Origin of the sequence: Klebsiella sp. CN_Kp104, from assembly GCF_040064515.1 — a bacterium.
GTDB lineage: Bacteria > Pseudomonadota > Gammaproteobacteria > Enterobacterales > Enterobacteriaceae > Klebsiella > Klebsiella aerogenes.
Genome location: NZ_JBEAII010000037.1, coordinates 93,694 through 120,428, shown reverse-complemented (window position 1 = coordinate 120,428; position 26,735 = coordinate 93,694). Strand labels below are relative to the sequence as shown.

Genomic DNA, 26,735 nt, shown 5'->3' with positions numbered 1-26,735 from the left:
GGTGGCGCTGCGCTTACCGGGGCTACAAAGCGGAGCTGGCCGGTAGCCCGGATAAGGCGCCTGCCGCTATCCGGGGTTACAGGGAGTGATACATTTTCACTCCCCGTGGTTAGCCAGCACCGCGGGGAGATTCAGCTCGATCCAGTCCGCCAGCGCCGCCACCTTCTCGCTCACCTGCAGGCCGAGCGGCGTCAGGCTATATTCAACATGCGGCGGCACCACCGGATATGAAACACGGTCGATAAAGCCATCCTGTTCCAGCGCCTGTAAGGACTGCGCCAGCATCTTTTCGCTGACGCCGCCCATTTTGCGCCGCAGATCGCTAAAGCGGTGGGTCCCCTCGCGTAGCGCCACCAGAATCAACACGCCCCAGCGGCTGGTCACGTGTTTTAGCACATCACGCGACGGGCACTGTTCAGCAAACAGATTCCCGTTGCGCAGTTTGTCGCTCAGCGTCGGTTCGGCCATTTTATACTTACCTTTTTGTACGTACTTACTAAAAGTTAGTTAAGGTGTTAGCTTACCACAACTGCCAATGAACACGAAGGAGAAGACCTATGATCGCGATTACCGGCGCCACCGGCCAGCTTGGCCAGCACGTACTGCATGATCTGTTAAAAACCGTCCCCGCCAGCCAGATTGTGGCGATTGTCCGCAACCCGGCGAAAGCGCAAGCGCTCAGCCAGCAGGGCGTCACTGTGCGGCAGGCCGAGTACGGCGATGAAGCCGCCCTTACCGCCGCGTTGCAAGGGGTTGATAAACTGCTATTAATCTCCTCAAGCGAAGTCGGCCAGCGCGCCGTCCAGCACCGTAACGTCATTAACGCCGCCAAAGCCGCTGGGGTGAAATTTATCGCCTATACCAGCCTGCTGCATGCCGATACCTCACCGCTGGGCCTGGCCGGCGAACATATCGAAACCGAACAAATGCTGGCTGATTCCGATATTCCTTACGCGCTGCTGCGTAACGGCTGGTATACCGAAAACTATCTGGCCAGCGCGCCGCCGGCGCTGGAACACGGCGTGTTTATCGGCGCCGCCGGGGAGGGTAAAATCGCCTCCGCCACCCGTGCCGATTATGCCGCCGCCGCCGCTCACGTTATCGCCGGTGAGGGTCATGCCGGGAAAGTTTACGAACTGGCGGGGGACAACGCCTGGACCCTGAGCGAACTGGCTGCCGAGCTGGGCAAGCAAAGCGGGAAAAATGTGGTTTATCAAAACCTCAGCGAAGCCGATTTCGCCGCCGCGCTGAAAAACGTCGGCCTGCCGGCCGGGCTTGCCGATATGCTGGCGGATTCCGATACCGGCGCGTCGAAAGGCGGACTGTTTGACGACAGCCACACTCTGAGCAAACTGATTGGCCGCCCGACCACGTCGCTTGCCGATAGCGTAAAAGGCATCATTTAACCGCTCCCTGTCAGTTTTTGCGGTTGCGTCCCGGCGCTTCATCTCTAATATTGAAGGGATGAATCGTCGGGAGACACGGCATGCAGGGTGTACCACCACAATTTAGCGATGAAAAAGACCGCGCGCGCTTTCGCCATCTCGAACAACTTCCCGGCGTTGAGCTCTATCACGCCCATATTTCCCGTTATGCCTTTGAACCGCATACCCATGAAGCCTTCGGCATCGGCGTGATTGAACAAGGCGCCGAACGCTTTCGCTATCGCGGCAGCCAGCACGTCGCTTCAGCCAATTCCATCGTCACCATGAATCCGGATGAGCTCCATACCGGCGAGGCGGAAACCGCCGAAGGCTGGCGCTACCGGATGATTTATCTGGAGCCGGATCGGCTGGAAGCCTTCACCGGCGTTCGCCACTGGTGGTTCAGTGAGGTTGTGCGCCAGGAGCCGCAGCGTGCCCGGCAAATCGGCCAACTGATTTACGGCCTGTGGCACGCTGACGATCCGCTGGCGCAGCAAGGAATGCTGCTCGACCTGGTTGATACCTTCCGCCCGCTGGCTCACCATGCGCCAATGGCGCCGGAAGCGGCGCACCGCTTCGATCGGGTACGCGACTACCTGCACGATAACTATATGCGCGCCGTCAGCCTTGATGAACTGGCGCAGGTGGCAGCGCTCAGCCCCTATCACTTCCAGCGCCAGTTTAAAGCCCACTTTCACGTTACCCCGCACCAGATGCTGATGGCGATTCGCCTGTGGCGCGCCAAGGCGTTTCTGACCCACGGCATGCCTGCCGCCGAAGTGGCCATCGCCGCCGGGTTAACCGACCAGTCACATTTAACCCGCGCCTTCACCCGTCGCTACGGCATCACACCGGTGCGTTACCAAAAGCAGGTCGCCGGGCGCTAAAGCGCAATCTCATACAATATTCTTTCCCTCGTACCCTCCTACACTTGGCGCAAGCAAACTGAAGATGGATGTCATCATGATTAGCGGCGTGTTGTATGCCCTGCTGGCGGGGTTAATGTGGGGACTGATTTTCGTTGGCCCCTTGCTGGTGCCGGAATATCCGGCGGTGCTGCAGTCGATGGGGCGCTATCTGGCGCTGGGACTTATCGCCCTGCCGCTGGCGTGGCTCGGCCGCGCGCGTCTGCGGCAACTGAGCGTTAAAGATTGGTGGACCGCGCTGGCGCTGACCATGATGGGAAACCTGATCTATTACTTCTGTCTGGCCAGCGCCATTCAGCGCACCGGCGCGCCGGTATCGACAATGATTATCGGCACCCTGCCGGTAGTACTGCCGGTGTGCGCCAACCTGCTGTATAGCCAGCGCGATGGCAAGCTGCCGTGGCGGCGGCTATTTCCGGCGCTAATCTGTATTGCGCTGGGGCTGGTGTGCGTCAACGTGGCGGAGCTGCAGCACGGGCTTCCTGATTTCAGCCCGTGGCGCTATGGTTCGGGCATTGTTCTCGCGCTGATCGCCGTCGTCTGCTGGGCGTGGTATGCCCTGCGCAACGCCCGCTGGTTGCGTGAAAACCCGGATAAGCCGCCGATGATGTGGGCCACCGCACAGGCGTTGGTCACCCTGCCGCTCTCGCTGGTCGGTTACATCGCCGCCTGCTGGTGGCTGCAGGGCCAACACCTCAACTTTCCGCTCCCCTTCGGCCCGCGCCCGGCGGTATTCATCGCGCTGATGCTGGCGATTGCCGTGCTCTGCTCGTGGGTTGGCGCGCTGTGCTGGAACGTCGCCAGCCAGCGTCTGCCGACGGTGATCCTCGGGCCGCTGATCGTCTTCGAGACGCTGGCTGGTCTGCTGTACACCTTCCTGCTACGCCAGAGCCTGCCGCCGCTGCTGACGCTGAGCGGGATCCTGCTGCTGGTACTCGGCGTGGTGTCGGCGGTTCGCGCCCGCCCGGAAAAACCGGTTCTGCAGGAACTGCGCGTCGAGCCAAAAAAATAGCCTGGTATCCTAAAGGGGTATTCCCATGGATTAAAGATGCATTTAATATGCATCTTATATTCTTGATGACGAGGTAATTGCTATGGCTTTCCGTGACCAACCTTTAGGCGAGCTGGCGCTGAGCATCCCGCGCGCCTCCGCGCTGTTCCGTAAATACGATATGGATTACTGCTGCGGCGGCAAACAAACCCTGGATCGCGCGGCGGCGCGCAAAGCGCTGGACGTCGCGGCAATTGAAGCCGAGCTGACAAAACTGGCCGAGCAGCCGATCGAGCGCGACTGGCGCGCCGCGCCGTTCACCGACATCATCGACCACATCATCGTCCGCTATCATGATCGTCACCGCGAACAGCTGCCGGAACTGATTCTGCAGGCAACCAAGGTTGAACGCGTCCACGCCGATAAGCCGAACGTGCCAAAAGGACTAACCAAATATCTGACCATGCTGCACCAGGAACTCTCCAGCCACATGATGAAAGAGGAGCAGATCCTGTTCCCGATGATCAAGCAGGGGATGGGAACCCAGGCCGGTGGTCCTATCAGCGTGATGGAAAGCGAGCACGACGAAGCGGGCGAACTGTTGGAAGTCATCAAGCACATCACCCATAACGTGACACCGCCGCCGGAAGCCTGCACCACCTGGAAAGCGATGTACAACGGCATTAACGAGATGATTGACGACCTGATGGAGCACATCAGTCTGGAAAATAACGTGCTGTTCCCGCGTGCCCTCGCCGGAAAATCATAAAAAAAGGCGCCCGCAGGCGCCCTCTCGACATTGTCAGTTTATTGGCCACTCCGGGTGGCCTTTTTTATTTCGCCAGACGTTTTTTACCGGCAAACAGCCAGCCCGCGCCCAGCAGAACAAACCACAGCGGGGTAACCATCAGCGCTTCGCGAGTATCATCTTCCAGCGTCAACAGCACCAGTACGAAGACGAAGAAGGCCATGCACACCCAGCACATCACTTTACCCAGCGGCATCTTATAGATGGACTTCTCGTGCAGCTGCGGACGCTTTTTACGATAGACCAGGTAAGAGCAGAGGATAATGGTCCAGACGAACATGAACAGAATCGCCGACACCGTGGTGATCATGGTGAAAGCAGCAATCACGCTCGGGTTGACCATCAGCATCACCACGCCGCCCAGCAGGCACATGCAGGAGAAGGTTAAGCCCTTCGCCGGCACCGCGCGTTTAGACAGCTTGGCGAACATTTTCGGCGCCTGGCCTTCCTGCGCCAGACCGAACAGCATACGGCTGGTGGAGAACACTCCGCTGTTAGCGGAAGAGGCAGCGGAAGTCAGTACCACGAAGTTGATCAGGCTGGCGGCAGCCGGCAGGCCGACCAGAACAAACAGCTCAACGAACGGGCTCTTGCTCGGCACGACGGAGCTCCACGGCGTCACCGACATAATCACAATCAGCGCGAAGACGTAGAACATAATGATACGCAGCGGGATGGAGTTGATCGCCCGCGGCAGCGATTTTTCCGGGTCTTTGGTTTCCGCCGCGGTAGTACCCACCAGCTCAATCCCCACGAAGGCGAATACCGCTATCTGGAAGCCGGCAAAGAAACCGCTGAGGCCTTTCGGGAACCAGCCGCCGTCATTCCACAGATGCGCGAATGAAGCTTCAACGCCGGTCGGCGATTTAAAGTGCATCATCACCATCACCAGGCCGACCACGATCAGCGCCACGATGGCGACGATTTTGATCATCGCGAACCAGAACTCCATTTCGCCAAACATCTTCACGGTCGCGAGGTTCAGGCCCAGCAGCAGCAGGATAACCGCTAACGAAGCGACCCAGTCAGAAAGCCCGGGGAACCAGAACTGCGCGTAGGCGGTGATGGCGACAACGTCCGCCATCCCGGTGACCACCCAGCAGAACCAGTAGGTCCAGCCGGTAAAATACCCCGCCCACGGCCCTAACAGGTCGGAGGCGAAGTCACTGAATGATTTATATTCGAGGTTCGACAGCAGTAATTCGCCCATGGCACGCATGACGAAAAACAGCATAAAACCGATGATCATATAAACAAAAATAATGGATGGCCCGGCGAGACTGATGGTCTTGCCAGACCCCATAAACAGCCCGGTGCCGATCGCCCCGCCGATAGCAATAAGCTGAATATGCCGGTTAGTGAGATTTCGCCGTAGCGATTGTTCAGTCGTCTCCTGCTCGTCGGCAACGACTTTGACCTGATCTACCATGTGATTTTCTTCCTGTTGTACCTGTCTGTGTTGTTCAGGCTCTGTTGGCCTGTCATTTGTCGCAACCCTGGCAAGAGGGTTTATCGATATTAGGTAAGAATCGGAGGGATGAATACTATGATTTAGATATAATGTTAATTTTATGTTTAAAGTGAGTGTTATATCACCAATGTAACGCGAAACAGCTCACAAAAATACACTCAACGAACTTATATGCAATACAAAATTCCAATAAATTTATAACTTAAGGATTTTACACTATTTTTATCGGCTCCCTCCCCCTGACAGGAGAGGAAGCCCCTGGTGCTTAAATAATGTCCAGCAGCTCAACTTCAAAGATGAGGGTGCTGAATGGCGGGATAGAAGCACCCGCGCCGCGCTCGCCATAAGCCAGGTTGTGCGGAATAGTCAGTTCCCATTTGGAACCTACCGGCATCAGGGTCAGCGCTTCGATCCAGCCGCCGATCACGCCGGTCACCGGGAATTCAGCCGGTTCGCCGCGGGCCACGGAGCTATCGAACACGGTACCGTCGATAAGTTTGCCGGTGTAGTGAACGCGTACGCGGTCGGTGCGCGCCGGGATCGGGCCTTCGCCCTGCGTCAGTACGCGGAACTGCAGGCCGGATTCAGTGCTGTTCACGCCTTCTTTTTCACGGTTTTCATCGAGGTATTTCTGGCCATCAGCGGCCATCGCCTGGAAGCGCTCGCGACGCACGGCGTCAGCGCGTTCATGGATTTCACGCAGCGCGCGGTGTACGGCTTCAACCGGCACCTGCGGCTGGTTGCCTTCCAGCGCATCGGCAATGCCGGCAACCAGCGCTTCCGGCAGCAGCCCCTGCAGGCCGGATTCGCTCAGTTGTTGTCCAACCTGCAAGCCGATACCGTAACTTGCCTGCGCTTCGATAGTGTCAAAAGTCGGGGTTGCCATCTTTGTTCCTTTTTTTGGTGATAAACATCTTGAGAAAAGCGTTCGAAAGCATAACAGCCATAGAGGAATGGGTAAAACTTTGTCGGCGGATGATGACAAATCTCAGCGAAACAGAAACAATAGGCGATATCAGGTTAACCTCTACCTTCAGGACGTTAGCCGTCTATACTCATAAGCAGGATAAAAATATGCGGAGCAGGAGGAAAGCCATGCCCGGGCGCTTTGAATTGACATCTACCCTGGCGAAGATCTGGCACGCCCCGGATCAACTTCGTCTCATGGATCCGCTACCGCCCATGCATCGCCGCGGCATCATCGCCGGCTTCCTGCTGGTCATTATTGGTTTCCTGCTCCCCTCCGGCGATAACAGCACGCCGACCCAGGCCAGCCGCGAAGCTAATCTCGATCTGCAGTCCCAGTCTCAGCCGCAAGGTTCGGGCAATCAGGCCGTGCCGCTTCCGCCAATCACCAATACACCGACGGTCAGCGATGCCGACCAGGTTGCGCCTGTGGCGCCTGAAGCCATTCAGGATGAACAGCCAGACCAGACGCAAACCGCTTCCTCTTCTCAGCCGTATCAACAACCGGCGCAGCAGCAGTCTGCTCCGGGCATTGAACAGCAGTGGCGCACCTACCGGATTGAATCCGGCAAAACGCTGGCGCAGCTGTTCCGCGACCACGGTCTGCCAGCCACTGACGTCTATGCCATGGCGCAGGTCGAAGGCGCCGGCAAACCATTAAGCACCTTGCAAAGTGGACAAACGGTGCAAATTCGCCAGAACGCCAACGGCGTCGTCACCGGCCTCACTATCGATACCGGCAACGGCCAGCAGGTGCTGTTCACCCGCCAGTCGAACGGCAGCTTCGTGCGCGCGCGATAAACACTTCGCTTAGGTCGGGTCGAACACCCGGCCTAACGCGCCTGGTTTTTGTTCACCCAGCGGATCCCTACGCATACCAACACCAGTGCGATCGCGTACTTCCACTCAAAAATATTCTCGCCAAGAAAGATCGCCGACAGCACCGTCCCGGCCACCGGGATAACAAAGTTAAACGGCGCAATCATACTGACGCGGTTGTGCTTGAGCAGCACGCTCCATAGTGCGAAAGCTATCGACGACAGCAGAGTTAAATAGCCAAGGATCATCGCTGCGGTCAGGCTGTGCATCCGTAGCTCCCCGCCGGTCAAATACCCGCCCGCCACCAGCACCAGGCCGCCGAAGGCCAGTTGCCAGCCGGTCATCACCGTTGGGTCGACGGTTTGCGAGATGCGTTTGCCGTAGAGCGTCGCCGCCGAGAGGATGAACGCCGCCAGCACGACAAATCCATCCCCCTGCCAGACAAAATTAAAATCGCCCAATGAGGTGTTGAAGTTCACCAACATCACGCCGACGAAGCCCAGCACACAGCCGATAGTTTTGTTATAGCTGAGCCGGTCATTCTGGTAGATAAAATGCGCCAGCAGAACGCTGAAGAACGTCCCGGTGGCATTCATAATCGATCCCTTCACTCCGGTGGTGAATGCCAGGCCAACGTAGAAGAAGGCGTACTGGATAGCGGTCTGCGTCAGCCCCAGCATCGCCAGCTGCCCGCACTGGCGGCCATTGAGCCGGGCGATGGGTTTGCGCTGCGCGAGCGCAAACAGCAGCAACAATAAGCCCGCAAACAGGAAGCGATATCCGGCAAAAACAATTTTTGAGGGAACATCATCGGTGGCGATGTGCAGAAGCTCATAGCCGTTTTTAATCGCCGGATAAGAACTGCCCCACAGCAGACAGCATAGGGTCGCGCAGACATAAGCTACTTTTTTATTGGCAAAAATCGAGGGGGTCGGAAAGGAAGCGTCCATTAACTTTACCGGAAATAAAATCGTGTTTTATTTTATCATCCAGAAAGTGGAGAGAATAGCTACCATACCAGATAAAAATCAGGCTGGCGCTAAAAAGCAAAACGCCGGCACAAGGCCGGCGCATCGACGTGAGTTGAGTAAAAAATTACTCAGCTACAACGTTAACAACCAGTTTAGCGAAGACTTCGCTGTGAACCTGGAAGTCTACTTCGTGCTCACCGGTGGTGCGCAGAACGCCGTTCGGCAGGCGAACTTCGCTCTTCGCAACGGCAACGCCAGCTGCAGAAACAGCGTCAGCGATGTCGCGAGTACCGATGGAACCGAACAGTTTACCTTCGTCGCCAGATTTGGACGCGATGGTAACGGTGCCCAGTGCGTTGATTGCTTCAGCACGTGCGTTAGCAGCGGCCAGAACGTCAGCCAGTTTGGCTTCCAGTTCAGCGCGGCGCGCTTCGAAGAACTCAACATTTTTCTTGGTAGCTGGAACAGCTTTACCCTGTGGTACCAGGAAGTTACGAGCATAGCCCGCTTTAACGTTTACCTGATCACCCAGGCTACCCAGGTTTGCTACTTTATCAAGCAGAATAACTTGCATTACCTTATCCTCTCAAAGTCGTATTAATGGACCGTGACCGATTACTGATGACGATCAGTGTACGGCAGCAGGGACAGGTAGCGTGCGCGTTTGATAGCGCGAGCCAGCTGACGCTGATATTTTGCACGGGTACCGGTGATACGGCTTGGGACAATCTTACCGCTTTCGGTGATGTAGTTTTTCAGCGTAGCGATATCTTTATAGTCGATCTCTTGAACGCCTTCCGCGGTGAAACGGCAGAACTTGCGACGACGGAAATAACGTGCCATATGGCTAGTCTCCAGAATCTATCAATTCAATCTGCTCGGCATGCAGAACCATTTTACTCAAGCCGTTCTTTGCCTTATGGCAACTAATGAACCCTTGAACGGTGACTGCGCTACCGACCGTTATACTGTGAGTAATGGCCTGGTTCTCGTGTCCGCTAATAATAACGGGCATTTGGCACCACGCCTGCCGGTGAAAACCGGCTTCCTCCTGCACAGAACGATGCTCAAGCACGAACTGGCAATGAGGAATTCCTGACGGGCTGACCTTTCGAAGGGGCATCCTGCACACGGTGCCGGACAACACCAGACGGTTGGTCATCAGGATTACTCTTCAGAATCCCCAGCTTCAGAATCATCTGCGGTTTCGTTAGCGAAATCTTCACGACGCTCACGGCGCTCGTCTTTCGCTTTAACCATCGGAGATGCTTCGGTAACAGCGTGCTTAGTACGCATTACCATGCTGCGGATAACGGCGTCGTTGAAGCGGAAGTTAGTTTCCAGCTCATCGATCGCTTCCTGCGGCGCTTCAACGTTCAGCAGAACGTAGTGAGCTTTGTGCAGTTTGTTGATCGGATAAGCCAGCTGACGGCGGCCCCAGTCTTCCAGACGGTGGATCGTACCTTCTGCTGCAGTGATTGCACCAGTGTAACGTTCGATCATGCCCGGAACCTGTTCGCTCTGGTCAGGATGGACCATAAAAACGATTTCGTAATGACGCATCGAATTGCTCCTTACGGATTATTCAGCCTCCTGTCTGGGTCAGCCGCGGCCCATGGAGGCAAGGAACGTGTTAAAGGGCGGCTGAAAAATTGACGCGTCATTCTAATTGCGCCCCCCCAGGAACACAAGCGCATTTGCACAAATAATTCGCACTAAGCGCCAAGCTGGGCTAAGTGGGTGATTTAAAATTAACCAATAACGAACGCGGCATTTTTTTGAACAACTGCATCAGAAAAGGTCGCTATCAGGCGACGCGCCAGCGATTACAATTTAATCAATGGCCAGACACCAGCAAGAGGAGTCCAGCGTTTTACCCGTACTGTCAGTAAGGAGCGTTCTATGAAAAGCATTATCATCGCCGTTATGGCTGCGCTACTCCTTAGCGCCAACGCGCTGGCAGCCATCAAAATCGATGGGCGTCAGGCTCGCAACATGGACGATGTGCAGAGTCTGGGCGTAATTTATATCAACCATAATATGGCTAGCGAGCAAGAGGCCGACCAGGCCCTGAACCAGGAAAGTGATGCCCTGGGAGCGAAGTACTTCCAGCCAATCCTGATTCACGAACCGCAGAGCAATGGCCTTATTCATGCCAGCGCCGCTATTTACCGCTAACCCAGGTCGATGCTTCGCCTCTCCTCACGAGGGGCGAAGCGATAGCCGATGTAAACGCAATTGAGAATTATTTTCCAAACTGACTTACCAGCGTCATCGCAACCTGATTTAATCATCAATTCACCGTTTGTTAATCAGGAGTGATTGATGGTCCCGCGTTTCGCGACGTTAGGTCGCATCCCGAAAGGAGTTTGGGTGCTCGGCGGCGTCAGCCTGCTAATGGATGTCTCATCCGAGATGATCCACAGCCTGCTCCCGCTGTTTATGGCCACCACGCTCGGCGCCAGCGTCATTATTATCGGTCTTATCGAAGGGCTGGCCGAAGCCACTGCCTTAATTCTCAAAGTCTTCTCCGGCGTCATTAGCGACTACGTTGGCAAACGCAAAGGGCTGGCGCTGCTTGGCTACGGGCTGGGGGCGCTGAGTAAACCGCTGTTTGCCCTCGCGCCGAGCGCCGGGGTGGTATTTAGCGCCCGCATGATCGACCGCGTCGGAAAAGGTATCCGCGGAGCGCCGCGCGATGCGCTGGTCGCCGACGTAACACCGCCGGAGATCCGTGGCGCTGCCTACGGGTTACGCCAGGCGCTGGATACCGTCGGCGCCTTTCTCGGCCCGCTGCTGGCGGTGCTGCTGATGTTCATCTGGGCCAACGATTTTCACGCTATCTTCTGGGTGGCGGTCATTCCCGCCGTGCTATCCATTGCTCTACTGGGCTTTGGCTTGCAGGAGCCGAAATCCGCCATCGCGCACAAACGTAGCAACCCGCTGAAGCGCGAAAACCTGAAAAAGCTCTCCGCCGCCTACTGGTGGGTGGTGGCGATCGGCAGTATTTTCACCCTCGCCCGCTTCAGCGAAGCCTTTTTGGTACTGCGCGCCCAGCAGATGGAGATCCCGCTGTTTACTATTCCGCTGGTCATGGTCGCGATGAACCTGGTCTACAGCCTCACGGCTTACCCGTTCGGTAAGCTCTCTGACAGCATGAGCCACAGTAAACTGCTGCAATGGGGGCTGCTGGTGCTGATCCTCGCCGATATCGTGCTGGCGCTCAGCGGCCACTGGAGCACGCTGCTGATCGGCGTCGCGCTGTGGGGGATTCACATGGGGATGACTCAAGGCCTACTGGCGGCCATGGTTGCGCATACCGCGCCTCCGGAACTACGCGGTACGGCATTCGGCATGTTCAACCTGATGAGCGGGCTGGCGCTGCTGCTGGCCAGTACCGGCGCGGGGATACTCTGGGAAAGCTTCGGCGCCGCATCGACGTTTTACGCCGGCGCGGTTATCTGTCTGCTGACGCTCATCGGCATGCGCTGTATGCCATCGGCCTATCGTCAGGGTTAAAAACGGCTCCGGGGCCAGACCAGTTGCTTCACCCTGAGGTGAAAGCCCCGGAGCGCGTAACTTACTTCTGCCCGTAGTAGGCGTCAGGCCCGTGTTTACGCAGAAAATGTTTCTCCATTAGCCAGCTGTCGATGGGCTGTAGCTGCGGATTAATGCCGCGGGCGATCCACGCCATTCGCGCCACTTCTTCCATCACCACCGCATTGTGCACCGCCTCGTGGGCATCTTTCCCCCAGGAGAAGGGACCGTGCTGGTAGACAACGATTCCTGGCGTATGTAACGGGTTAGCCTCGCCCAGCGTTTCGATAATCACCTTCCCGGTGTTCAGCTCATAGGCCTCTTTCACTTCCTGTGCGCTGAGCGCCCGGGTGCAGGGGATATCGCCGAAGAAGTAGTCCGCGTGGGTGGTGCCGAGCGCCGGGATTGCCAGCCCCGCCTGCGCCCAGGCGGTAGCGTGCGTCGAGTGGGTATGCACCACCCCGCCAAGGCCGGAATAACGGCGGTATAACGCAAGGTGGGTAGCGGTATCAGAAGAGGGACGCCAGCGCCCTTCCACCACGTTGCCCTGCAAATCGACCACCACCATATCATCGACGGTCATTGACTCGTAGGCTACGCCGCTGGGCTTAATCACCACCAGCCCACGCTGCCGGTCGATTGCGCTGACGTTGCCCCAGGTAAAGGTCACCAGCCCGTAGCGCGGCAGATCCATATTAGCTGCAAATACCTGCTGTTTAAGCTGCTGCATTATGCCGCCTCCGTCAGGCCTGCGCGGGCCATCCGCGCCTTCACCCAGTCACGGGCTTTCGCGACTTCCGCCGCCGGGTCATCGGTGGTTTCGCTCCACATCTCAATCAGATACGGACCGCAGTAGCCCGTCTGCTTGAGCGTTTTGAAGCAACGTTCAAAATCGACGACCCCTTCACCAAACGGCACGTTTTTAAAGACGCCGGGCTTCGTATCTTTGACATGTACCGCCACGATATGCCCCATGCCGGCCTGCAATTCCATCTGTACGTCGTTATCCCACGCCGATAAATTGCCAATATCCGGATAAAGCTGGAACCACGGATTGTTCAGGTAGTGGGCATAACCCAGCGCCTTACTGATCGAGTTCATCAGCGGATAGTCCATGATTTCCATCGCCAGCGTGACCTGGGCCCGGCTGGCCATCTCGACGCTCTCTTTCAGGCCTTCACGAAAACGGCGGCGCGTTTCATCATTTGCCTGCTGGTAATAAACATCGTAGCCCGCCAGTTGGATCACCCGAATCCCCACATCCTGCGCCAGCTGAATGGCTTTACGCATGATATCCAGCCCCTGCTTGCGCACCGCGTCATCTTCGCTGCCGAGCGGAAAACGACGATGGGCGCTAAGGCACATCGATGGTACCCGGACGCCGGTTTCGGCTACCGCCTTGACCAGCGCGAGGCGCTGCTCCTGGCTCCAGTCCAGCCGGGCGAGACGGGCATCGGTTTCATCAAGCGACATTTCAACAAAATCAAAACCCAGCGCTTTCGCAAGCTGTAACCGCTCCAGCCAGCACTCCCCGGCGGGGAGCGCTTTTTCATAGATACCGAGCGGAATTTGTTTCGACAACATAACCGCTCCTTAACCCCACAGCTGGGCGATAGAGCGTTTAAACTGGCGAGCCGCTTCCACCGGCGAGGCGGCATCGCGGATGCTGCGCCCGGCAATAAAGACGTGAATAGGGATACCGGCGAACAGCGGCAGGTCTTCCAGCGCCAGTCCGCCGGTCACGGTGACTTTGAAGCCCATATCGGAAAGGCGCTTAATCGCGCTGATATCCGCCTCGCTCCACGCCACGCCCGCGGCCTGCGCGTCTCGGCTGCGGTGATAGACCACCTGCTGAATACCCGCATCACGCCACGCCTGCGCCTGCTCCCAGGTCCAGAAGCCGGTCAGTTCAATTTGTACGTCGCCATTGAACTCTTTGGCGACATCCAGCGCCCCTTTGGCGGTGTTGATATCGGCGCAGCAGATCACGGTCACCCAGTCGGCGTTGGCTTCAAAGCACATCCGCGACAGGATTTTACCGGCATCGGCGATTTTGGCATCCGCCAGCACGATTTTATGCGGATACAGCGCTTTCAGATCGCGCACCGCGCGCACCCCTTCGCCGACGCAGAGAATAGTGCCGACTTCAATGATATCCACCTCTTCGGCGATCAGCCGGGTGGTCTCATAGGCGTGAGACAGGGTTTGGTTATCCAGCGCAACCTGCAACATTGGTAACTGAGACATCGTATCAACTCCCTCTTAAACAGCCGCCGCAGTGGCGTTTTCAATTAAATCCAGCACTTCCTGCTCGGTGCGGCAGGCGCGTAAACGGTCGAAATTGGCTTCGTCATCAAACAGGTTAACGATCTGCATGATGCCCACCTCCTGGTGGGTGGTGGCGTCAACTGCCGCCATGGTGATCAGAATGTCGACCGGGTCGTTATCTTCGTGATTGAAAATTAGCGGTTTTTTGAGCGTCACCAGCGCAAAGCCGGTTTTCTTAACGCCCTCTTCCGGACGGCCGTGCGGCATCGCCAGCCCCGGCGCGATAACAAAATAGGGGCCATGCTGCGCGACGCCATCGAGGATCGCCTGGTAGTAACGCGGTTCCACTACGTCGGCGGCCACCAGCAGATCGACGCCGATTTTCACCGCCTCCTGCCAGCTTTCCGCCTCCGCCTGCAGGCGTATGGAGTGGTTCTGCGCCAGAGAATCATGAAGTTTCATGGCGGCTCCTTATTTCACATCCTGCGGGAAGTGGGCTTTGATCACTTCAAGCAGTTTTGGGCCGAAATCCGCAGGCGACAGCATATTACGCACGCCAACCACATATTTATTGCCAGTGACGGTGATTTCGCCTGCGATGTGGGTCGAGGCAATAATGATATCCGCGCCGTTTAGCTCGCTTTTATACTCACCTACCGCGCAGCTGTTCACCGTGTGGTCGATGTTTGATTGCGTCAGGAACTGGTCCACCTTCATTTTCATGATCATGGAACTACCTTGCCCGTTGCCACACACAGCCAGAATACGTACGGTCATAATCAGAACTCCTTATTGAGCAGAGGCTTCTGCCAGTTGTTTTTCCGCGTCTTCCTCGGCGCGCAGCGCGCGGCCGGCGAAGAACATATAAGCCAGTGAAATCAGAATAATGACGGCCATAAACGCCAGCCCTATCGATGCGAAGCCCTGCATCATCGGCGGCGCCAGGATTGACCAATCCGCCATCCCCATCCAGGCGCTCATCCCGGTCAGCTTCACCGCCCACACGCAGCCGAAGATTTCTATCATGCCCATCACCAGACAGATCTTGAGCGCCGCGCGCCAGCCGCCGAAGTGGTTAGCAAAGACGCCAATCGTCGCGTTAGAGAAGAACATTGGGATAAAGCCCGGGATGATCAGGATGGAGGAACCAACGCCGACGAGAATACCCACGGCAATCAGTTGGCCGATGGTGCCCCACATAAAGCCCCAGACCACGGCATTCGGCGCGAAGCTATAGATAGCGGCGCAGTCAATCGCCAGCACAGCGCCGGGGATCAGGCGCTGAGAGATGCCGTTAAAGGCTTCGGACAGCTCGGCGACGAACATACGCACGCCCTGGGTAATGATGAAAATAGCCACGGCGAAGGAGAAACCGGTCTGCAGGATATAGACCGTCCAGTGGGTTTTGCCCGCCATCGCCTGTACAACGTCGATGCCAAAGGAGAGCAGAATGGCGCCAAAGAAAATGGTCATCACAATCGCGGTAGAGACGATGTTGTCGTGGAAGATATTGAGCCAGCCCGGCAGCTTGAGGTCTTCGACGCTCTCCTCTTTTTTCCCCAGATACGGCGCCACTTTATAGGCAATCCACGAGGCAAACTGCTGTTGGTGTCCGATAGAGAAGCCGCAACCGTCGGTAACCAGTTGAGTCGGCTTGAACATCATGTTGGAGGTGATCCCCCAGTACAGGGAGACCAGTACCGCGGTACAGATAATGGTCGTCCACATGGAGTAGCCGAAGATGAAGAAAGAGACCGCAATCAGCCCCGCCTGCTGAAACATGATATGGCCAGTCAGCATGATAGTGCGGATGCCGGTAATGCGGCGCAGCAGGACGTAACAGATATTTAGCGCCAGCGCCAACAGCACCGCATACCCCACCCAGCTATAGGCTTCACCCATCCGGTCGATGGTCGCCATCATTGAGGCGTAGGTGTCGGAAATCGCGCCATTGATGCCATAAACCTCTGACATTTTCGCCACCACCGGCTTAAAGGTGCTGGTAAGAATGCCGGAGCCGGCTTGTAACAGCATGAAACCTATGATGGTTTTGATCGTGCCTTTGATAATCACGCTGACGCTTTTACGCAACAAGATATAGCCAAGGCAGGTCACGATACCCAGCAGCAGCGGGGCATTAGTCATTACCTGATTAAAGAAGACGGTAAAGATGTTGTAGAGGATCTCCATAACACACTCCAGAAGAGGAAGGCTTTGAACGCGCATGACGCTCAGCAGTTGTCGTCGCCCTCACTCTAATAATCAAAAACAATCACAACAAGATTGAATTTGATTAAATGTGACGCATCACGCAAATAATCACATTTTTTATGCGTGTATTTTCCACTACGTCATATCACAACCAAACAAACCACTAATATCAACAATATACATACATCCATGATATTAAATTCAGGGTTTATCAGCGCGTTAGCGCAACGATATCAGCGCTTTTTATCGAAAATAGCCGATTGCATTCCTGAAAAAACAGTGACAATATCAATCAAAACAAATCACCAATTGATTATTTTTGAAATAAAAGAGGAAGAGATAGATGAGTAAAGTGCAAACCATCACCCGTGAATCCTGGATTTTGAGCACTTTCCCGGAATGGGGCAGCTGGCTGAATGAAGAGATCGAACAAGAGCAGGTTGCGCCGGGCACCTTTGCCATGTGGTGGCTGGGATGCACCGGTATTTGGCTTAAATCGGAAGGCGGCGCTAATATTTGCGTCGATTTCTGGTGCGGCACCGGTAAGCAGAGCCACGGTAATCCGCTGATGAAAACCGGCCACCAGATGCAGCGCATGGCCGGGGTGAAAAAACTACAGCCGAACCTGCGCACTACGCCATTCGTGCTCGATCCTTTCGCCATCCGCCAAATTGACGCCGTGCTGGCGACGCACGATCACAACGATCATATCGACGTTAACGTCGCCGCCGCGGTGATGCAAAACTGCGCCGCCGATGTGCCGTTTATCGGGCCAAAAACCTGCGTTGACCTGTGGATTGGTTGGGGCGTGCCGGCAGAACGCTGCATCGTCATGAAACCGGGCGATGTGGTGAAGATCAAAGACATTGAGATCCACGCGCTCGACGCATTCGATCGTACTGCGCTCATTACCCTGCCAGCCGAGCAAAAAGCCGCCGGCGTGCTGCCGGACGGAATGGACCAGCGCGCGGTCAACTATCTGTTTAAAACGCCGGGCGGCAACCTGTACCACAGCGGCGACTCCCATTATTCCAACTACTACGCGAAGCACGGCAACGAGCATCAGATTGACGTCGCCCTCGGTTCCTACGGGGAAAACCCGCGCGGCATCACCGACAAAATGACCAGCGCCGATATCCTGCGCATGGCGGAATCGCTGAATACCAAAGTGGTTATCCCGTTCCATCACGATATCTGGTCCAACTTCCAGGCCGATCCGCAAGAGATCCGCGTACTGTGGGAGATGAAAAAAGATCGTCTGAAATACGGCTTCAAGCCGTTTATCTGGCAGGTCGGCGGTAAATTTACCTGGCCGCTGGATAAAGACAATTTCGAGTACCACTACCCACGCGGGTTCGACGACTGCTTTACCATTGAGCCGGACCTGCCGTTCAAATCTTTCTTTTAACCGTATTCGGGCGGGCGCGCCCGCCGGAATTCCCTTTCCGCATTAGTATTTAGCGTTGATTTCAAATATCATCTTTGCTTGTCACTTTTAATCGGATTCGCTCATGACTGAAGCGCAAAGACATCAAATTTTACTGGATTTGCTGGCGCAAACGGGATTCGTTACCGTTGAACAGGTAATCTCCCGCCTCGGCATCTCTCCGGCGACGGCAAGACGCGATATCAATAAGCTGGATGAAAACGGCAAGCTGAAAAAAGTTCGTAACGGCGCGGAAGCCATCAGCGAACAGCGCCCGCGATGGTCGCCAATGAACATTCATCAGGCGCAAAACCATGATGAGAAAGTGCGGATTGCCCACGCCGCCTCGCAGCTGGTGTCGCCGGGCGAAAGCATTGTTATCAACTGTGGCTCCACCGCCTTCCTGCTCGGCCGCGAATTATGCGGCAAACCGGTGCAGATCATCACCAACTACCTGCCGCTGGCCAACTACCTGATTGACCAGGAGCATGACAGCGTGATCATTATGGGTGGGCAATATAACCACAGCCACTTCATCACCCTCAGCCCGCAGGGCAGCGAAAACAGCCTGTATGCCGGGCACTGGATGTTCACCAGCGGCAAAGGGTTAACCGCCGAGGGATTGTACAAAACCGATATGTTGACCGCGATGGCTGAACAGAAAATGCTTAACGTCGTTGGCAAACTGGCGGTACTGGTCGATAGCAGCAAAGTCGGCGAACGCGCCGGGATGCTGTTCAGCCAGGCCAGCCAAATCGACCTGGTCATTACCGGCAAGCAGGCCGATGAAACGATCCTCAAGCAGCTTGAGGATCAGGGCGTGCAGGTTATCCGTGTTTAAAGGTGCTGTAGAAAAAAGGCGGTGGTCGCGTCCAGCGCTTCCGGGGTGATGCGGTGACGCACGCCCTTTTGCCAGTGGCAGGTCAGGTTAGTTGCCAGACCGCTCTGCGTTAACGCCTGCTGCAGGCGAAATGTGTCGCCGGGCGGAACCACGTCGTCTGCGTCGCCGTGCCACAGCAGCAGCGGCTTGTCGGCTAGCGCCGCTAACTGATGAGTCACGTCCCACTCCGCCAGGCTTGCCGTATCAAATCCGGGCGACGGAAACAGCGTCTGTGCGAGGGTGCTGAAATAGCCCGAGCCCATCAGACAGGCGACACATTTAAGCTCAGGATGATGAGTCATGATGCCGAGCGCGGTCATGCCGCCCATTGATGCGCCGGCCACCGCCAGCCGCTCGTCTTCCAGCCACCCCTCAGCGATAATCGCTTCCCGCAGTGCGGCAAACTCAACAAAGTTTTGTCGCAGGATCGGCCAAAAGCGCTGCATTCGCCCGGCATCATCGCCGTGAAAACGCGCGCCATGTTCGGCGGCATCCGGCATAATCACCCGGAAGCCGGCTTCGGCCAGCGCGACGGCAAAGTAGCTGTAGACCAGTTTGGAAGAGGTAAAACCGTGATAGAAGACGATAATCGGCAGCGGTTTCTCCGCCATCCCAGCCGGACAGGCGTGAATCACTTCACCGCCCGCCAGATTGCGCATTTCGAGTGTTATCATTTATCGTCTCCTTCTTTATAGTGGCATCACGCAATGCGCAAAAAGCAACCACCAAAATTCTGCTTTTGCCGTGAATTATAATGTTGAGAGCTCGGTTACGCTTTCATAACATTTTCATTCGAAAATCGCGCGATAGATAACAATTCGGGAACATTCCCCAGAAATGATGTTCAGGCTACCACTACACTATCACTATCAGGAAACGAGATATGGTCATGCGTAGGTTTACACCGTGGTTACTGGCTCTCGCCTTAAGCGGATGTAGCGTCCTGCAGGGTACGCCGGAGGCGCCGCCGCCGGCAAGCGATCATCCGCAGGAGATTCGTCGCAATCAGACTGAGGGCCTGCAAAAGATAGGTACCGTCAGCGTGCTGATGTACGGTTCGCCGATGGATGTCGAGACCGCGTTGAAAGCCAAAGCAGAAGCCGCCAAAGCGGATTACTACGTCATCGTCATGATCGATGACACCATGGTTCCCGGCCAGTGGTATTCGCAAGCGATTCTGTATCATAAATAGCAGCGTGATGCGTTTTTAATCAGCTTTACACTGCTTTGCGTCCATTCACGTTCTCCTGCGCATAATAACGTTCGGCCAGCCTTTTTGGCAGAACGTTAGCAAACGGACTGCCCTCGGGATTACGTGAAATGGAGCTGACGATGAAACGATCACTGACCTTACCCAGCCTGTTGCTGACCACCGCGACGGCCAATACTTCCGCTCAGTCAGCCGAATTCGCCAGTGCGGATTGCGTCACCGGCCTGAACGAAATTGGTCTGATTTCCGTCAATAATATCTCCGGCAGTCAGCAGGATGTCGAGCACGCCATTGCTGTAAAAGCCGATGAGCAGGGCGCTTCCTGGTATCGAATCGTTCAAATGTATGAAGAGCCGCAGCCGGATAGCTGGCGAGTGCAGGCCATTCTTTACGCCTGAGACGGCTGTCGTCCGCGCCCCATTGCTCGCAGCAGCGCATCGTCAAGCAGTTGAGCGTCCAGGCGGACACTTCCTCGCGTATCCAGCATCATTCGGCACCATGCCTGGGCCAGCGGCGGCGACGCAAAGCGCAGCATCTGCGCACCCGCCCCCAGGCAATACACCAGACGCGCTATTTCTCGTCCCTGCGCCTCAACCGGCCGCCGTAAAAGTTGCTGAAGCTGTCGCCACGCGCGATCGTAATGGCGATTTTGCCCTTTGACTTCCGCACACTCCGCCGCCAGCATTTCTAGCGCCGCAGGCTGCTTGCTAAGTACCCGCATCACGTCGAGACACATAATATTGCCGGAGCCTTCCCAGATACTATTAACCGGCATCTCACGGTATAAACGCGGGAGTTCGCTCTCTTCGCAATAACCGATACCGCCCAGCGCTTCCATCGCCTCGGCGACAAACGGTATACCGGCGCGACAGATAGCAAACTTGGCGGCTGGGGTAAATAACCGGGCCCATAGCACTTCATGTGCATCGTCGCGCCGATCCCAGGCGCGAGCCAGACGGAACAGAAAAGCGGTTTGTCCTTCAAGACGCAGCGCCATCTGTCCCAGCACCTGACGCATCATCGGCTGATCGGCCAGATTCTTGCCGAACGCCTGGCGCTGCAGCGCGTGGTACAGCGCCACCGAGTATGCGCGGCGCATCAGAGCATGGCTACCGGCCGCGCAGTCAAAGCGGGTCAGCGCGCCCATCTTGAGAATTTGCCGCACGCCGTCACCTTCTTCGCCCACCAGCCATCCGCAGGCGTCAAAGAACTCCACTTCGCTGCTGGCGTTGGAGCGATTGCCTAATTTATCTTTCAGCCTCTCCAGGCGCACGCCATTACGCTGGCCATCGGGCAGAAAGCGCGGCACAAAGAAGCAGGAGAGCCCACCCGACGCCTGGGCCAGGACCAGATGCGCATCGCTCTGCGGCACCGAGAAGAACCATTTATGGCCCACCAGCCGATAGAATCCTTCCGCCGTTTTTTCCGCCCGGGTGGTATTACTGAGCACATCGGAACCGCCCTGTTTTTCGGTCATTCCCATACCAATCAGCAACCCACGCTTCTGATCGCCGGGCGCCAGATGCGGGTCATAGCGGTCGCTGAGCAACGGCGGCAGCCAGTCGCTAAAGCCGGTAGGCAGCGCGCGCTGCAGCAGCGGCGTAGCGGCGAAGGTCATAGTTATCGGGCATAACGTTCCCGCCTCCACCTGAGCATGCAGCATAAAGCGGGCAGTACGGGCAACAAATGAACCCGCGCGGGCATCCTCCTGCCAGGCAAGATTATGCACCCGGTTGGCGCATAGTCCCTGCATTAGCAAATGCCAGGCGGGATGAAACCGGACGTCATCCAACCGGGCGCCGGTGGCGTCGTAGCGTAGCAGTTCCGGCGGATTACTATTGGCCAGACGCCCCAACTCCAGCGATTCCGCCGTGCCTAACTGCTGGCCGATGCTGGCGAGCAGATCGCTATCCCAGCCGGCGCCTTCACGCGTCACTGCCTCACAAAGCGCGGTATCGGACAAAAACAGATTGCTGTTACACAGCGGCGTCGGTTGATTGAATACGGTATGCGTTTGCCAGTGCATGATGTCTCCCTCCGTCAATGGCTCTGACAGTAAGTATGGTCGGCCGCTTAGACGCTCACAAAAAAACCGCTCCGCCTTCGTGAAGCCCATCACAGGCATAAGAATTTAAAATTTTCTCATTAAAAATGTATGGAATAATTTATTCATTCGTTACTGTTTTGTATCAGTCGGGGCTTCCTATGCACACCGCCAGCACAACATTGGCAGCGCAAAAACGCGCGCTGATCGCCGGTTCTATCGGTAACTTTATTGAATGGTACGAGTTTGCGGTCTATGGCTTTCTGGCGACCGTGATTGCGAAAAACTTCTTCCAGTTGAATGGGGAAGCGCCGCTGACCGGGCTGATTCTGACTTACGCCTCTTTCGCGATTGCGTTTTTCTTTCGCCCGCTGGGCGCCATCGTGTTTGGCCGCCTCGGCGACCGCATCGGCCGCAAGCCGACGCTGATTATCGTATTGGTGCTGATGACGCTCGCCACCACGGCAATCGGACTGGTGCCGGTTTACGCCAGCATCGGTATTGCCGCGCCGCTGATTCTGACCGGATTACGTATTCTTCAGGGATTGTTTGCCGGCGGCGAATACGGAGGTGCGGTATCGCTGATGACCGAGTTCGCCCCTAAAGGGAAGCGTGGTCTGTATGGCGCATGGCAATCTTTTACCGTCGCGCTGGGGCTGCTGGCAGGCGCAGGCGTGGTCGCGCTGATTTCCGCCGTACTGAGCCCCGAAGCGCTGCATGACTGGGGCTGGCGCATCCCCTTCTTCCTCGCCATACCGATGGGCATCGTCGCGCTGTGGCTACGCGTTAAAATGGAAGAGACGCCGGGCTTTTTACGCCAGCAGCAGGCTACGCCGCCCGCGGAAACCCGCGCCAGTTTGCGCCAGACGCTCAAAGCGATTCTCACCGGTATTGGCCGGCTGATGGTATGGTCGGCGGCGGGTTATACCTACCTGGTGATCATGCCCTCATACCTTCAGTCCGCGCTGCACACCGGTTTTAATCAGGCGCTGCTGATTGCGGTGATCTCCAACATTGGCTTCGCCATCACCATCTTGCCTGCCGGGATGCTCAGCGATAAGTGGGGGCGTCGGCGGGTGATGGTCGCGGCTGCGGTATTGCTGCTGGTACTGGCGCTACCGCTGCTGAAAATATTGCAGGCGGAAAGCAGTACGCTGCTGGTGAAAGGTATCGTGGTGCTGATTGCGGGTGGCCTGGTGGGGATTCTGGCCGGGCCTGGGCCGGCGATGCTGGCGGAGATGTTCCCAACCAGAGTGCGTTATACCGGGCTGGGTTTAGCCTATTCGCTTTCGAATGCTGTCTTCTCCGGCTGTGCCGGGTTGATTATTACCGGCCTGATTAAACAGACCGGTAATCTGGATATTCCGGCGTACTACGTGATGGCGACGGCCGTCGTCAGTATTGCCGCGCTGATGACGCTCAATAAGAACGATCATTTGCGGGCGCTGGACGACTAACCTACCGCGCCCGCGGCGGCTTAGCTGCGCTGGCGCACCGCTTCAAACAGGCAAATACCGGTGGCGACGGAGACGTTCAGCGAAGAGACGCTACCTGCCATCGGGATACTGATCAGTTCATCACAATGTTCGCGGGTCAGACGACGCATACCTTCGCCTTCCGCGCCCATCACCAGCGCCATCGGGCCGGTCATTTTGCTCTGGAACAGCGTATGGTCGGCTTCGCCGGCGGTACCAACGATCCACACGTTTTCTTCCTGCAGCAGACGCATGGTCCGCGCCAGGTTAGTGACGCGGATCAGCGGCACGCTTTCCGCCGCGCCGCAGGCGACTTTCTTCGCCGTAGCGTTGAGCTGAGCGGAACGATCGCGCGGCACGATCACCGCATGCACGCCGGCGGCGTCGGCGCTACGCAGGCAGGCGCCGAGGTTGTGCGGATCGGTGACGCCGTCGAGGATCAGCAGGAACGGTTGATCGAACTGCGCCAGCAGATCCGGCAGATCGTTTTCCTGATACTGACGTCCCGGCTTCACTCGAGCAATAATGCCCTGGTGCACCGCGCCTTCGCTTTTCTCATCGAGAAACTGGCGGCTGGCAACCTGAATCACCACGCCCTGCGCTTCAAGGGCATGAATCAGCGGCAGCAGACGCTTATCCTCACGGCCTTTCAGAATAAAAACTTCCTGAAAACGCTCAGGTGCGCGTTCCAGCAGTGCCTGCACCGCATGGATGCCGTAAATCATTTCACTCATTGATGTACTCGTTTTAGGTTCTGTTATCCGTCCCCATCACCCCGCCCCGCGCCAGCAGGCTTCAGGGTAAAGGGACGTCAATCACTCGGCGTTCTTCTTTTTCGCCGCGCGCTTGGCTTTGGTTGCCGCGGCGATTTTCTGCGTTTTCGCCGACGGCTTTTTCGCTTTCTTCTCGCCTTTCGGTTTGGCTTTAGCTTTCTCTTTTTCCTTGCGGAAGGCGCTATCCGGCTCGAAGTTTACCTGCTTGCCAACCTGGCGACGACGGCCGCCGCCGTTTTTACCCGGCGCGCCCTTCTTCGCTTTTTCGCGTGCAGTTTTGCCGACATTACGCGGGCCGCGTTCACTGGAAATCAGGCTGAAATCAATCTTACGCTCATCCATATTGACCGCTTCGACGCGCACTTCCACGCGGTCGCCCAGGCGGTAAGTCTGGCCGCCGGACTCGCCGATCAGGCGCTGCCCGACCTGGTCGAAGCGATAGTAGTCATTATCCAGCGAGGAGACATGTACCAGACCATCGATAAACAGATCGTTCAGGCGGACGAAGAAGCCAAAGCCGGTGACGCTGGCGATCACGCCGGAGAAGGTGTTGCCCACCTGATCCTGCATGAAGTCGCACTTCAGCCAGTCTGACACTTCGCGCGTTGCTTCATCGGCGCGGCGCTCGGTCATCGAGCAGTGCTCGCCCAGCTGCAGCATCTCTTCCATGCTGTAGTGCCAGCCGCCGGTCTCGGTGCTATTGCCTTTATGTCCCTGCTCTTTCGCCAGTAAATACTTAATAGCGCGATGCAGCGACAGGTCAGGATAACGACGGATCGGCGAGGTGAAGTGGGCGTATGACTGCAGCGCCAGGCCGAAGTGGCCGCGGTTTTCCGGATCGTAGACCGCCTGCTTCATGGAGCGCAGCAGCATCGTTTGCAGCATTTCCGCATCCGGGCGATCGGCGATGGAAGTCAGCAGCTCGGCGTAATCGCGCGGCTCCGGCTTGTTGCCGCCCGGTAGTTCCAGCCCCAGCTCCGCCAGCACGGTACGGAAAGCGGTAATCGCTTCGGTACTTGGCTTATCGTGAATACGGAACAGCGCAGGCTCTTGCGCTTTCTCAACGAAACGCGCCGCGGAGATGTTCGCCAGGATCATGCACTCTTCAATCAGCTTGTGCGCATCGTTACGCTGAGTCTGTTCAATACGCTCGATACGGCGCTCGGCGTTGAAGATGAATTTAGCTTCTTCACTTTCAAATGAGATACCGCCGCGCTCTTCACGGGCGCCATCCAGCACCTTGTAGAGGTTATGCAGCTCTTCAATATGCTTCACCAACGGCGCATAGTGCTCGCGTAGCTCCTGATCGCCCTGCAGCATATGCCATACCTTGGTGTAGGTCAGACGGGCGTGAGAGCTCATCACCGCTTCATAGAATTTAAAGCCGGTCAGCCGGCCTTTTGACGAGATCGTCATTTCGCAGACCATACACAGGCGATCGACCTGTGGGTTCAGCGAACACAGGCCGTTGGACAGCACCTCTGGCAGCATCGGTACGACCTGCGAAGGGAAATAGACTGACGTCCCGCGGCTGCGCGCTTCGCCGTCCAGCGGTGTACCGGGGCGCACGTAGTAGCTCACGTCGGCGATAGCCACCCACAGTCGCCAACCGCCACCGCGTTTTTTCTCGCAATACACCGCGTCATCGAAGTCGCGGGCATCTTCGCCGTCAATAGTGACCAGCGGCAGAGAGCGCAAATCGACGCGCCCGGCTTTTGCTTCTTCGGGCACCTGCTCTTTGAGGCCGGAAACCTGTTTTTCCACCGCCGGCGGCCAGACGTAAGGGATCTCATGGGTACGCAGCGCCATATCAACGGCCATGCCGGTGCCCATGTTGTCGCCCAGCACTTCAACTATTTTGCCGACCGCTTTGGTACGGCGGGTTGGACGCTGGGTCAGCTCGACCACCACCACGTAGCCCATACGCGCGCCCATGATCTCTTCAGGCGGGATCAGGATATCGAAGCTAAGACGGCTGTCATCCGGCACCACGAAGCCTACACCGGCATCGGTGAAATAACGGCCGACGATCTGGCTGGTTTTCGGCACCAGCACGCGAACGATGCGCGCTTCGCGACGCCCCTTACGATCGGCGCCCAACGGCTGGGCCAGCACCTGATCGCCATGGATACACATTTTCATCTGCTCAGATGAAAGATACAGGTCGTCTTTGCGCCCTTCGACGCGTAAAAAGCCGTAGCCGTCGCGGTGGCCAATAACGACGCCTTTGACTAAATCGAGACGTTCCGGCAGCGCATAGCACTGACGACGAGTGAAGACCAACTGGCCATCGCGTTCCATTGCACGCAGGCGACGACGCAGCGCTTCGGTTTGTTCTTCGCCCTCGATATTTAACTCAATCGCCAGCTCATCACGGCTGGCCGGTTTTTCGCGTTTGGTTAAATGTTCGAGGATAAATTCCCGGCTCGGGATTGGATTCGCGTACTTCTCAGCTTCGCGTTCCTGGAATGGATCTTGTGACATATCGGTTCCTCCGTTGTCATCTCCGATGAAAGTCTCTGGGTGGCGCACGCC

The 26,735-nt window shown here is 56.7% G+C and carries 30 protein-coding genes; 12 read left to right on the top strand and 18 right to left on the bottom strand.

What is annotated here, in order from left to right; all coding sequences use genetic code 11:
• Nucleotides 1-96: 96 nt before the first annotated feature.
• On the bottom strand, nt 97-468 hold the full coding sequence (locus ABLU80_RS19570; protein ID WP_015704186.1) for a helix-turn-helix domain-containing protein: 372 nt from the start codon (nt 466-468) through the stop codon (nt 97-99).
• An 89-nt stretch (nt 469-557) separates the two neighbouring features.
• Here ABLU80_RS19570 and ABLU80_RS19565 point away from each other — a divergent pair, with 89 nt between their 5' ends.
• The 4 genes from ABLU80_RS19565 (at nt 558) to ytfE (ending at nt 4,110) form a co-directional block, all read left to right on the top strand.
• Nucleotides 558-1,406, top strand: coding sequence for an SDR family oxidoreductase (locus ABLU80_RS19565; RefSeq protein ID WP_213796458.1), 849 nt, complete (start codon nt 558-560; stop codon nt 1,404-1,406).
• A gap of 80 nt (nt 1,407-1,486) precedes the next feature.
• Nucleotides 1,487-2,311, top strand: coding sequence for an AraC family transcriptional regulator (locus tag ABLU80_RS19560; RefSeq protein ID WP_020079805.1), 825 nt, complete (start codon nt 1,487-1,489; stop codon nt 2,309-2,311).
• Nucleotides 2,312-2,387: 76 nt separating this feature from the next.
• On the top strand, nt 2,388-3,362 hold the full coding sequence (locus ABLU80_RS19555) for a DMT family transporter (RefSeq protein ID WP_032706761.1): 975 nt from the start codon (nt 2,388-2,390) through the stop codon (nt 3,360-3,362).
• Nucleotides 3,363-3,444: 82 nt separating this feature from the next.
• On the top strand, nt 3,445-4,110 hold the full coding sequence (gene ytfE, locus ABLU80_RS19550; protein ID WP_015368602.1) for an iron-sulfur cluster repair protein YtfE: 666 nt from the start codon (nt 3,445-3,447) through the stop codon (nt 4,108-4,110).
• A gap of 64 nt (nt 4,111-4,174) precedes the next feature.
• Here ytfE and cycA read toward each other — a convergent pair whose 3' ends face one another.
• Nucleotides 4,175-5,578 (bottom strand): D-serine/D-alanine/glycine transporter, encoded by a 1,404-nt coding sequence (gene cycA, locus ABLU80_RS19545; RefSeq protein WP_015368603.1) that lies wholly within the window; start codon nt 5,576-5,578, stop codon nt 4,175-4,177.
• A 307-nt stretch (nt 5,579-5,885) separates the two neighbouring features.
• A complete protein-coding gene (fklB, locus tag ABLU80_RS19540; RefSeq protein ID WP_002886687.1) occupies nt 5,886-6,506 on the bottom strand; it encodes an FKBP-type peptidyl-prolyl cis-trans isomerase in 621 nt (206 codons plus the stop codon).
• Between the two features lie 209 nt (nt 6,507-6,715).
• On the opposite strand from fklB, the gene ABLU80_RS19535 reads away from it, so the two are divergent.
• A complete protein-coding gene (locus ABLU80_RS19535) occupies nt 6,716-7,387 on the top strand; it encodes a LysM-like peptidoglycan-binding domain-containing protein (protein WP_015368604.1) in 672 nt (223 codons plus the stop codon).
• A 32-nt stretch (nt 7,388-7,419) separates the two neighbouring features.
• Here ABLU80_RS19535 and ABLU80_RS19530 read toward each other — a convergent pair whose 3' ends face one another.
• The 5 genes from ABLU80_RS19530 to rpsF all read right to left on the bottom strand — a co-directional run bounded on the left by ABLU80_RS19530 (nt 7,420) and on the right by rpsF (nt 9,939).
• On the bottom strand, nt 7,420-8,355 hold the full coding sequence (locus ABLU80_RS19530; protein WP_020079808.1) for a DMT family transporter: 936 nt from the start codon (nt 8,353-8,355) through the stop codon (nt 7,420-7,422).
• 145 nt (nt 8,356-8,500) lie between these two features.
• On the bottom strand, nt 8,501-8,950 hold the full coding sequence (gene rplI, locus ABLU80_RS19525; protein ID WP_015368607.1) for a 50S ribosomal protein L9: 450 nt from the start codon (nt 8,948-8,950) through the stop codon (nt 8,501-8,503).
• A 41-nt stretch (nt 8,951-8,991) separates the two neighbouring features.
• On the bottom strand, nt 8,992-9,219 hold the full coding sequence (gene rpsR / locus ABLU80_RS19520) for a 30S ribosomal protein S18 (RefSeq protein ID WP_000135199.1): 228 nt from the start codon (nt 9,217-9,219) through the stop codon (nt 8,992-8,994).
• A 4-nt stretch (nt 9,220-9,223) separates the two neighbouring features.
• Nucleotides 9,224-9,538 carry a primosomal replication protein N gene (gene priB / locus ABLU80_RS19515; RefSeq protein WP_015704181.1) on the bottom strand — a complete coding sequence of 105 codons (315 nt, stop codon included), beginning with the start codon at nt 9,536-9,538 and terminating at the stop codon, nt 9,224-9,226.
• Nucleotides 9,539-9,543: 5 nt separating this feature from the next.
• Entirely contained in the window at nt 9,544-9,939 is a 396-nt protein-coding gene (rpsF, locus tag ABLU80_RS19510) for a 30S ribosomal protein S6 (protein WP_004098001.1), read from the bottom strand.
• Between the two features lie 339 nt (nt 9,940-10,278).
• Between rpsF and ABLU80_RS19505 the strand changes: the two genes are divergently transcribed.
• A complete protein-coding gene (locus ABLU80_RS19505; protein ID WP_020079809.1) occupies nt 10,279-10,554 on the top strand; it encodes a DUF1471 domain-containing protein in 276 nt (91 codons plus the stop codon).
• A 147-nt stretch (nt 10,555-10,701) separates the two neighbouring features.
• Entirely contained in the window at nt 10,702-11,895 is a 1,194-nt protein-coding gene (locus ABLU80_RS19500; RefSeq protein WP_015704179.1) for an MFS transporter, read from the top strand.
• Nucleotides 11,896-11,956: 61 nt separating this feature from the next.
• Here the strand turns inward: ABLU80_RS19500 and ABLU80_RS19495 are convergent, their stop codons facing one another.
• From ABLU80_RS19495 to ulaA, 6 genes are read right to left on the bottom strand one after another with little or no spacing between them, the layout of a single operon-like run.
• Nucleotides 11,957-12,643, bottom strand: coding sequence for an L-ribulose-5-phosphate 4-epimerase (locus ABLU80_RS19495; protein ID WP_213197973.1), 687 nt, complete (start codon nt 12,641-12,643; stop codon nt 11,957-11,959).
• Nucleotides 12,643-13,497 carry an L-ribulose-5-phosphate 3-epimerase gene (locus tag ABLU80_RS19490; protein WP_015704177.1) on the bottom strand — a complete coding sequence of 285 codons (855 nt, stop codon included), beginning with the start codon at nt 13,495-13,497 and terminating at the stop codon, nt 12,643-12,645. The genes ABLU80_RS19495 and ABLU80_RS19490 overlap by 1 nt, the downstream gene beginning before the upstream one ends.
• Before the next feature lie 9 nt (nt 13,498-13,506).
• Nucleotides 13,507-14,160 carry a 3-keto-L-gulonate-6-phosphate decarboxylase UlaD gene (gene ulaD / locus ABLU80_RS19485; protein ID WP_015368613.1) on the bottom strand — a complete coding sequence of 218 codons (654 nt, stop codon included), beginning with the start codon at nt 14,158-14,160 and terminating at the stop codon, nt 13,507-13,509.
• Between the two features lie 15 nt (nt 14,161-14,175).
• Complete coding sequence (ulaC, locus tag ABLU80_RS19480) at nt 14,176-14,643, bottom strand: PTS ascorbate transporter subunit IIA (RefSeq protein WP_015368614.1); 468 nt, start codon at nt 14,641-14,643, stop codon at nt 14,176-14,178.
• A 9-nt stretch (nt 14,644-14,652) separates the two neighbouring features.
• Complete coding sequence (gene ulaB / locus ABLU80_RS19475) at nt 14,653-14,958, bottom strand: PTS ascorbate transporter subunit IIB (RefSeq protein ID WP_001577590.1); 306 nt, start codon at nt 14,956-14,958, stop codon at nt 14,653-14,655.
• A gap of 12 nt (nt 14,959-14,970) precedes the next feature.
• A complete protein-coding gene (gene ulaA / locus ABLU80_RS19470) occupies nt 14,971-16,371 on the bottom strand; it encodes a PTS ascorbate transporter subunit IIC (protein ID WP_015368616.1) in 1,401 nt (466 codons plus the stop codon).
• Between the two features lie 364 nt (nt 16,372-16,735).
• Here ulaA and ulaG point away from each other — a divergent pair, with 364 nt between their 5' ends.
• A complete protein-coding gene (gene ulaG / locus ABLU80_RS19465) occupies nt 16,736-17,800 on the top strand; it encodes an L-ascorbate 6-phosphate lactonase (RefSeq protein WP_348850343.1) in 1,065 nt (354 codons plus the stop codon).
• 103 nt (nt 17,801-17,903) lie between these two features.
• The gene (ulaR, locus tag ABLU80_RS19460) at nt 17,904-18,659 is read left to right on the top strand and encodes an HTH-type transcriptional regulator UlaR (protein WP_032709674.1); all 756 of its coding nucleotides are present in this window, start codon (nt 17,904-17,906) and stop codon (nt 18,657-18,659) included.
• Here ulaR and yjfP read toward each other — a convergent pair.
• The gene (gene yjfP / locus ABLU80_RS19455; protein WP_285177872.1) at nt 18,656-19,372 is read right to left on the bottom strand and encodes an esterase; all 717 of its coding nucleotides are present in this window, start codon (nt 19,370-19,372) and stop codon (nt 18,656-18,658) included. The two genes, ulaR and yjfP, sit on opposite strands and share 4 nt — an antisense overlap.
• 209 nt (nt 19,373-19,581) lie before the next feature.
• Between yjfP and bsmA the strand changes: the two genes are divergently transcribed.
• Nucleotides 19,582-19,890: a biofilm peroxide resistance protein BsmA gene (gene bsmA, locus ABLU80_RS19450; protein WP_015368621.1), complete on the top strand. Its 309-nt coding sequence runs from the start codon at nt 19,582-19,584 to the stop codon at nt 19,888-19,890.
• 140 nt (nt 19,891-20,030) lie between these two features.
• The gene (yjfN, locus tag ABLU80_RS19445; protein WP_020079815.1) at nt 20,031-20,306 is read left to right on the top strand and encodes a DUF1471 family protease activator YjfN; all 276 of its coding nucleotides are present in this window, start codon (nt 20,031-20,033) and stop codon (nt 20,304-20,306) included.
• On the opposite strand, the gene ABLU80_RS19440 is transcribed toward yjfN, so the two are convergent.
• Nucleotides 20,297-21,934 (bottom strand): isovaleryl-CoA dehydrogenase, encoded by a 1,638-nt coding sequence (locus ABLU80_RS19440; RefSeq protein WP_086630661.1) that lies wholly within the window; start codon nt 21,932-21,934, stop codon nt 20,297-20,299. The genes yjfN and ABLU80_RS19440 overlap by 10 nt on opposite strands.
• Before the next feature lie 179 nt (nt 21,935-22,113).
• Here ABLU80_RS19440 and ABLU80_RS19435 point away from each other — a divergent pair, with 179 nt between their 5' ends.
• Nucleotides 22,114-23,409, top strand: coding sequence for an MFS transporter (locus tag ABLU80_RS19435; RefSeq protein WP_047080028.1), 1,296 nt, complete (start codon nt 22,114-22,116; stop codon nt 23,407-23,409).
• Between the two features lie 20 nt (nt 23,410-23,429).
• Here ABLU80_RS19435 and rlmB read toward each other — a convergent pair whose 3' ends face one another.
• A complete protein-coding gene (rlmB, locus tag ABLU80_RS19430) occupies nt 23,430-24,161 on the bottom strand; it encodes a 23S rRNA (guanosine(2251)-2'-O)-methyltransferase RlmB (RefSeq protein ID WP_015704174.1) in 732 nt (243 codons plus the stop codon).
• An 81-nt stretch (nt 24,162-24,242) separates the two neighbouring features.
• Nucleotides 24,243-26,684 carry a ribonuclease R gene (gene rnr / locus ABLU80_RS19425; RefSeq protein ID WP_015368626.1) on the bottom strand — a complete coding sequence of 814 codons (2,442 nt, stop codon included), beginning with the start codon at nt 26,682-26,684 and terminating at the stop codon, nt 24,243-24,245.
• Nucleotides 26,685-26,735 lie beyond the last annotated feature (51 nt).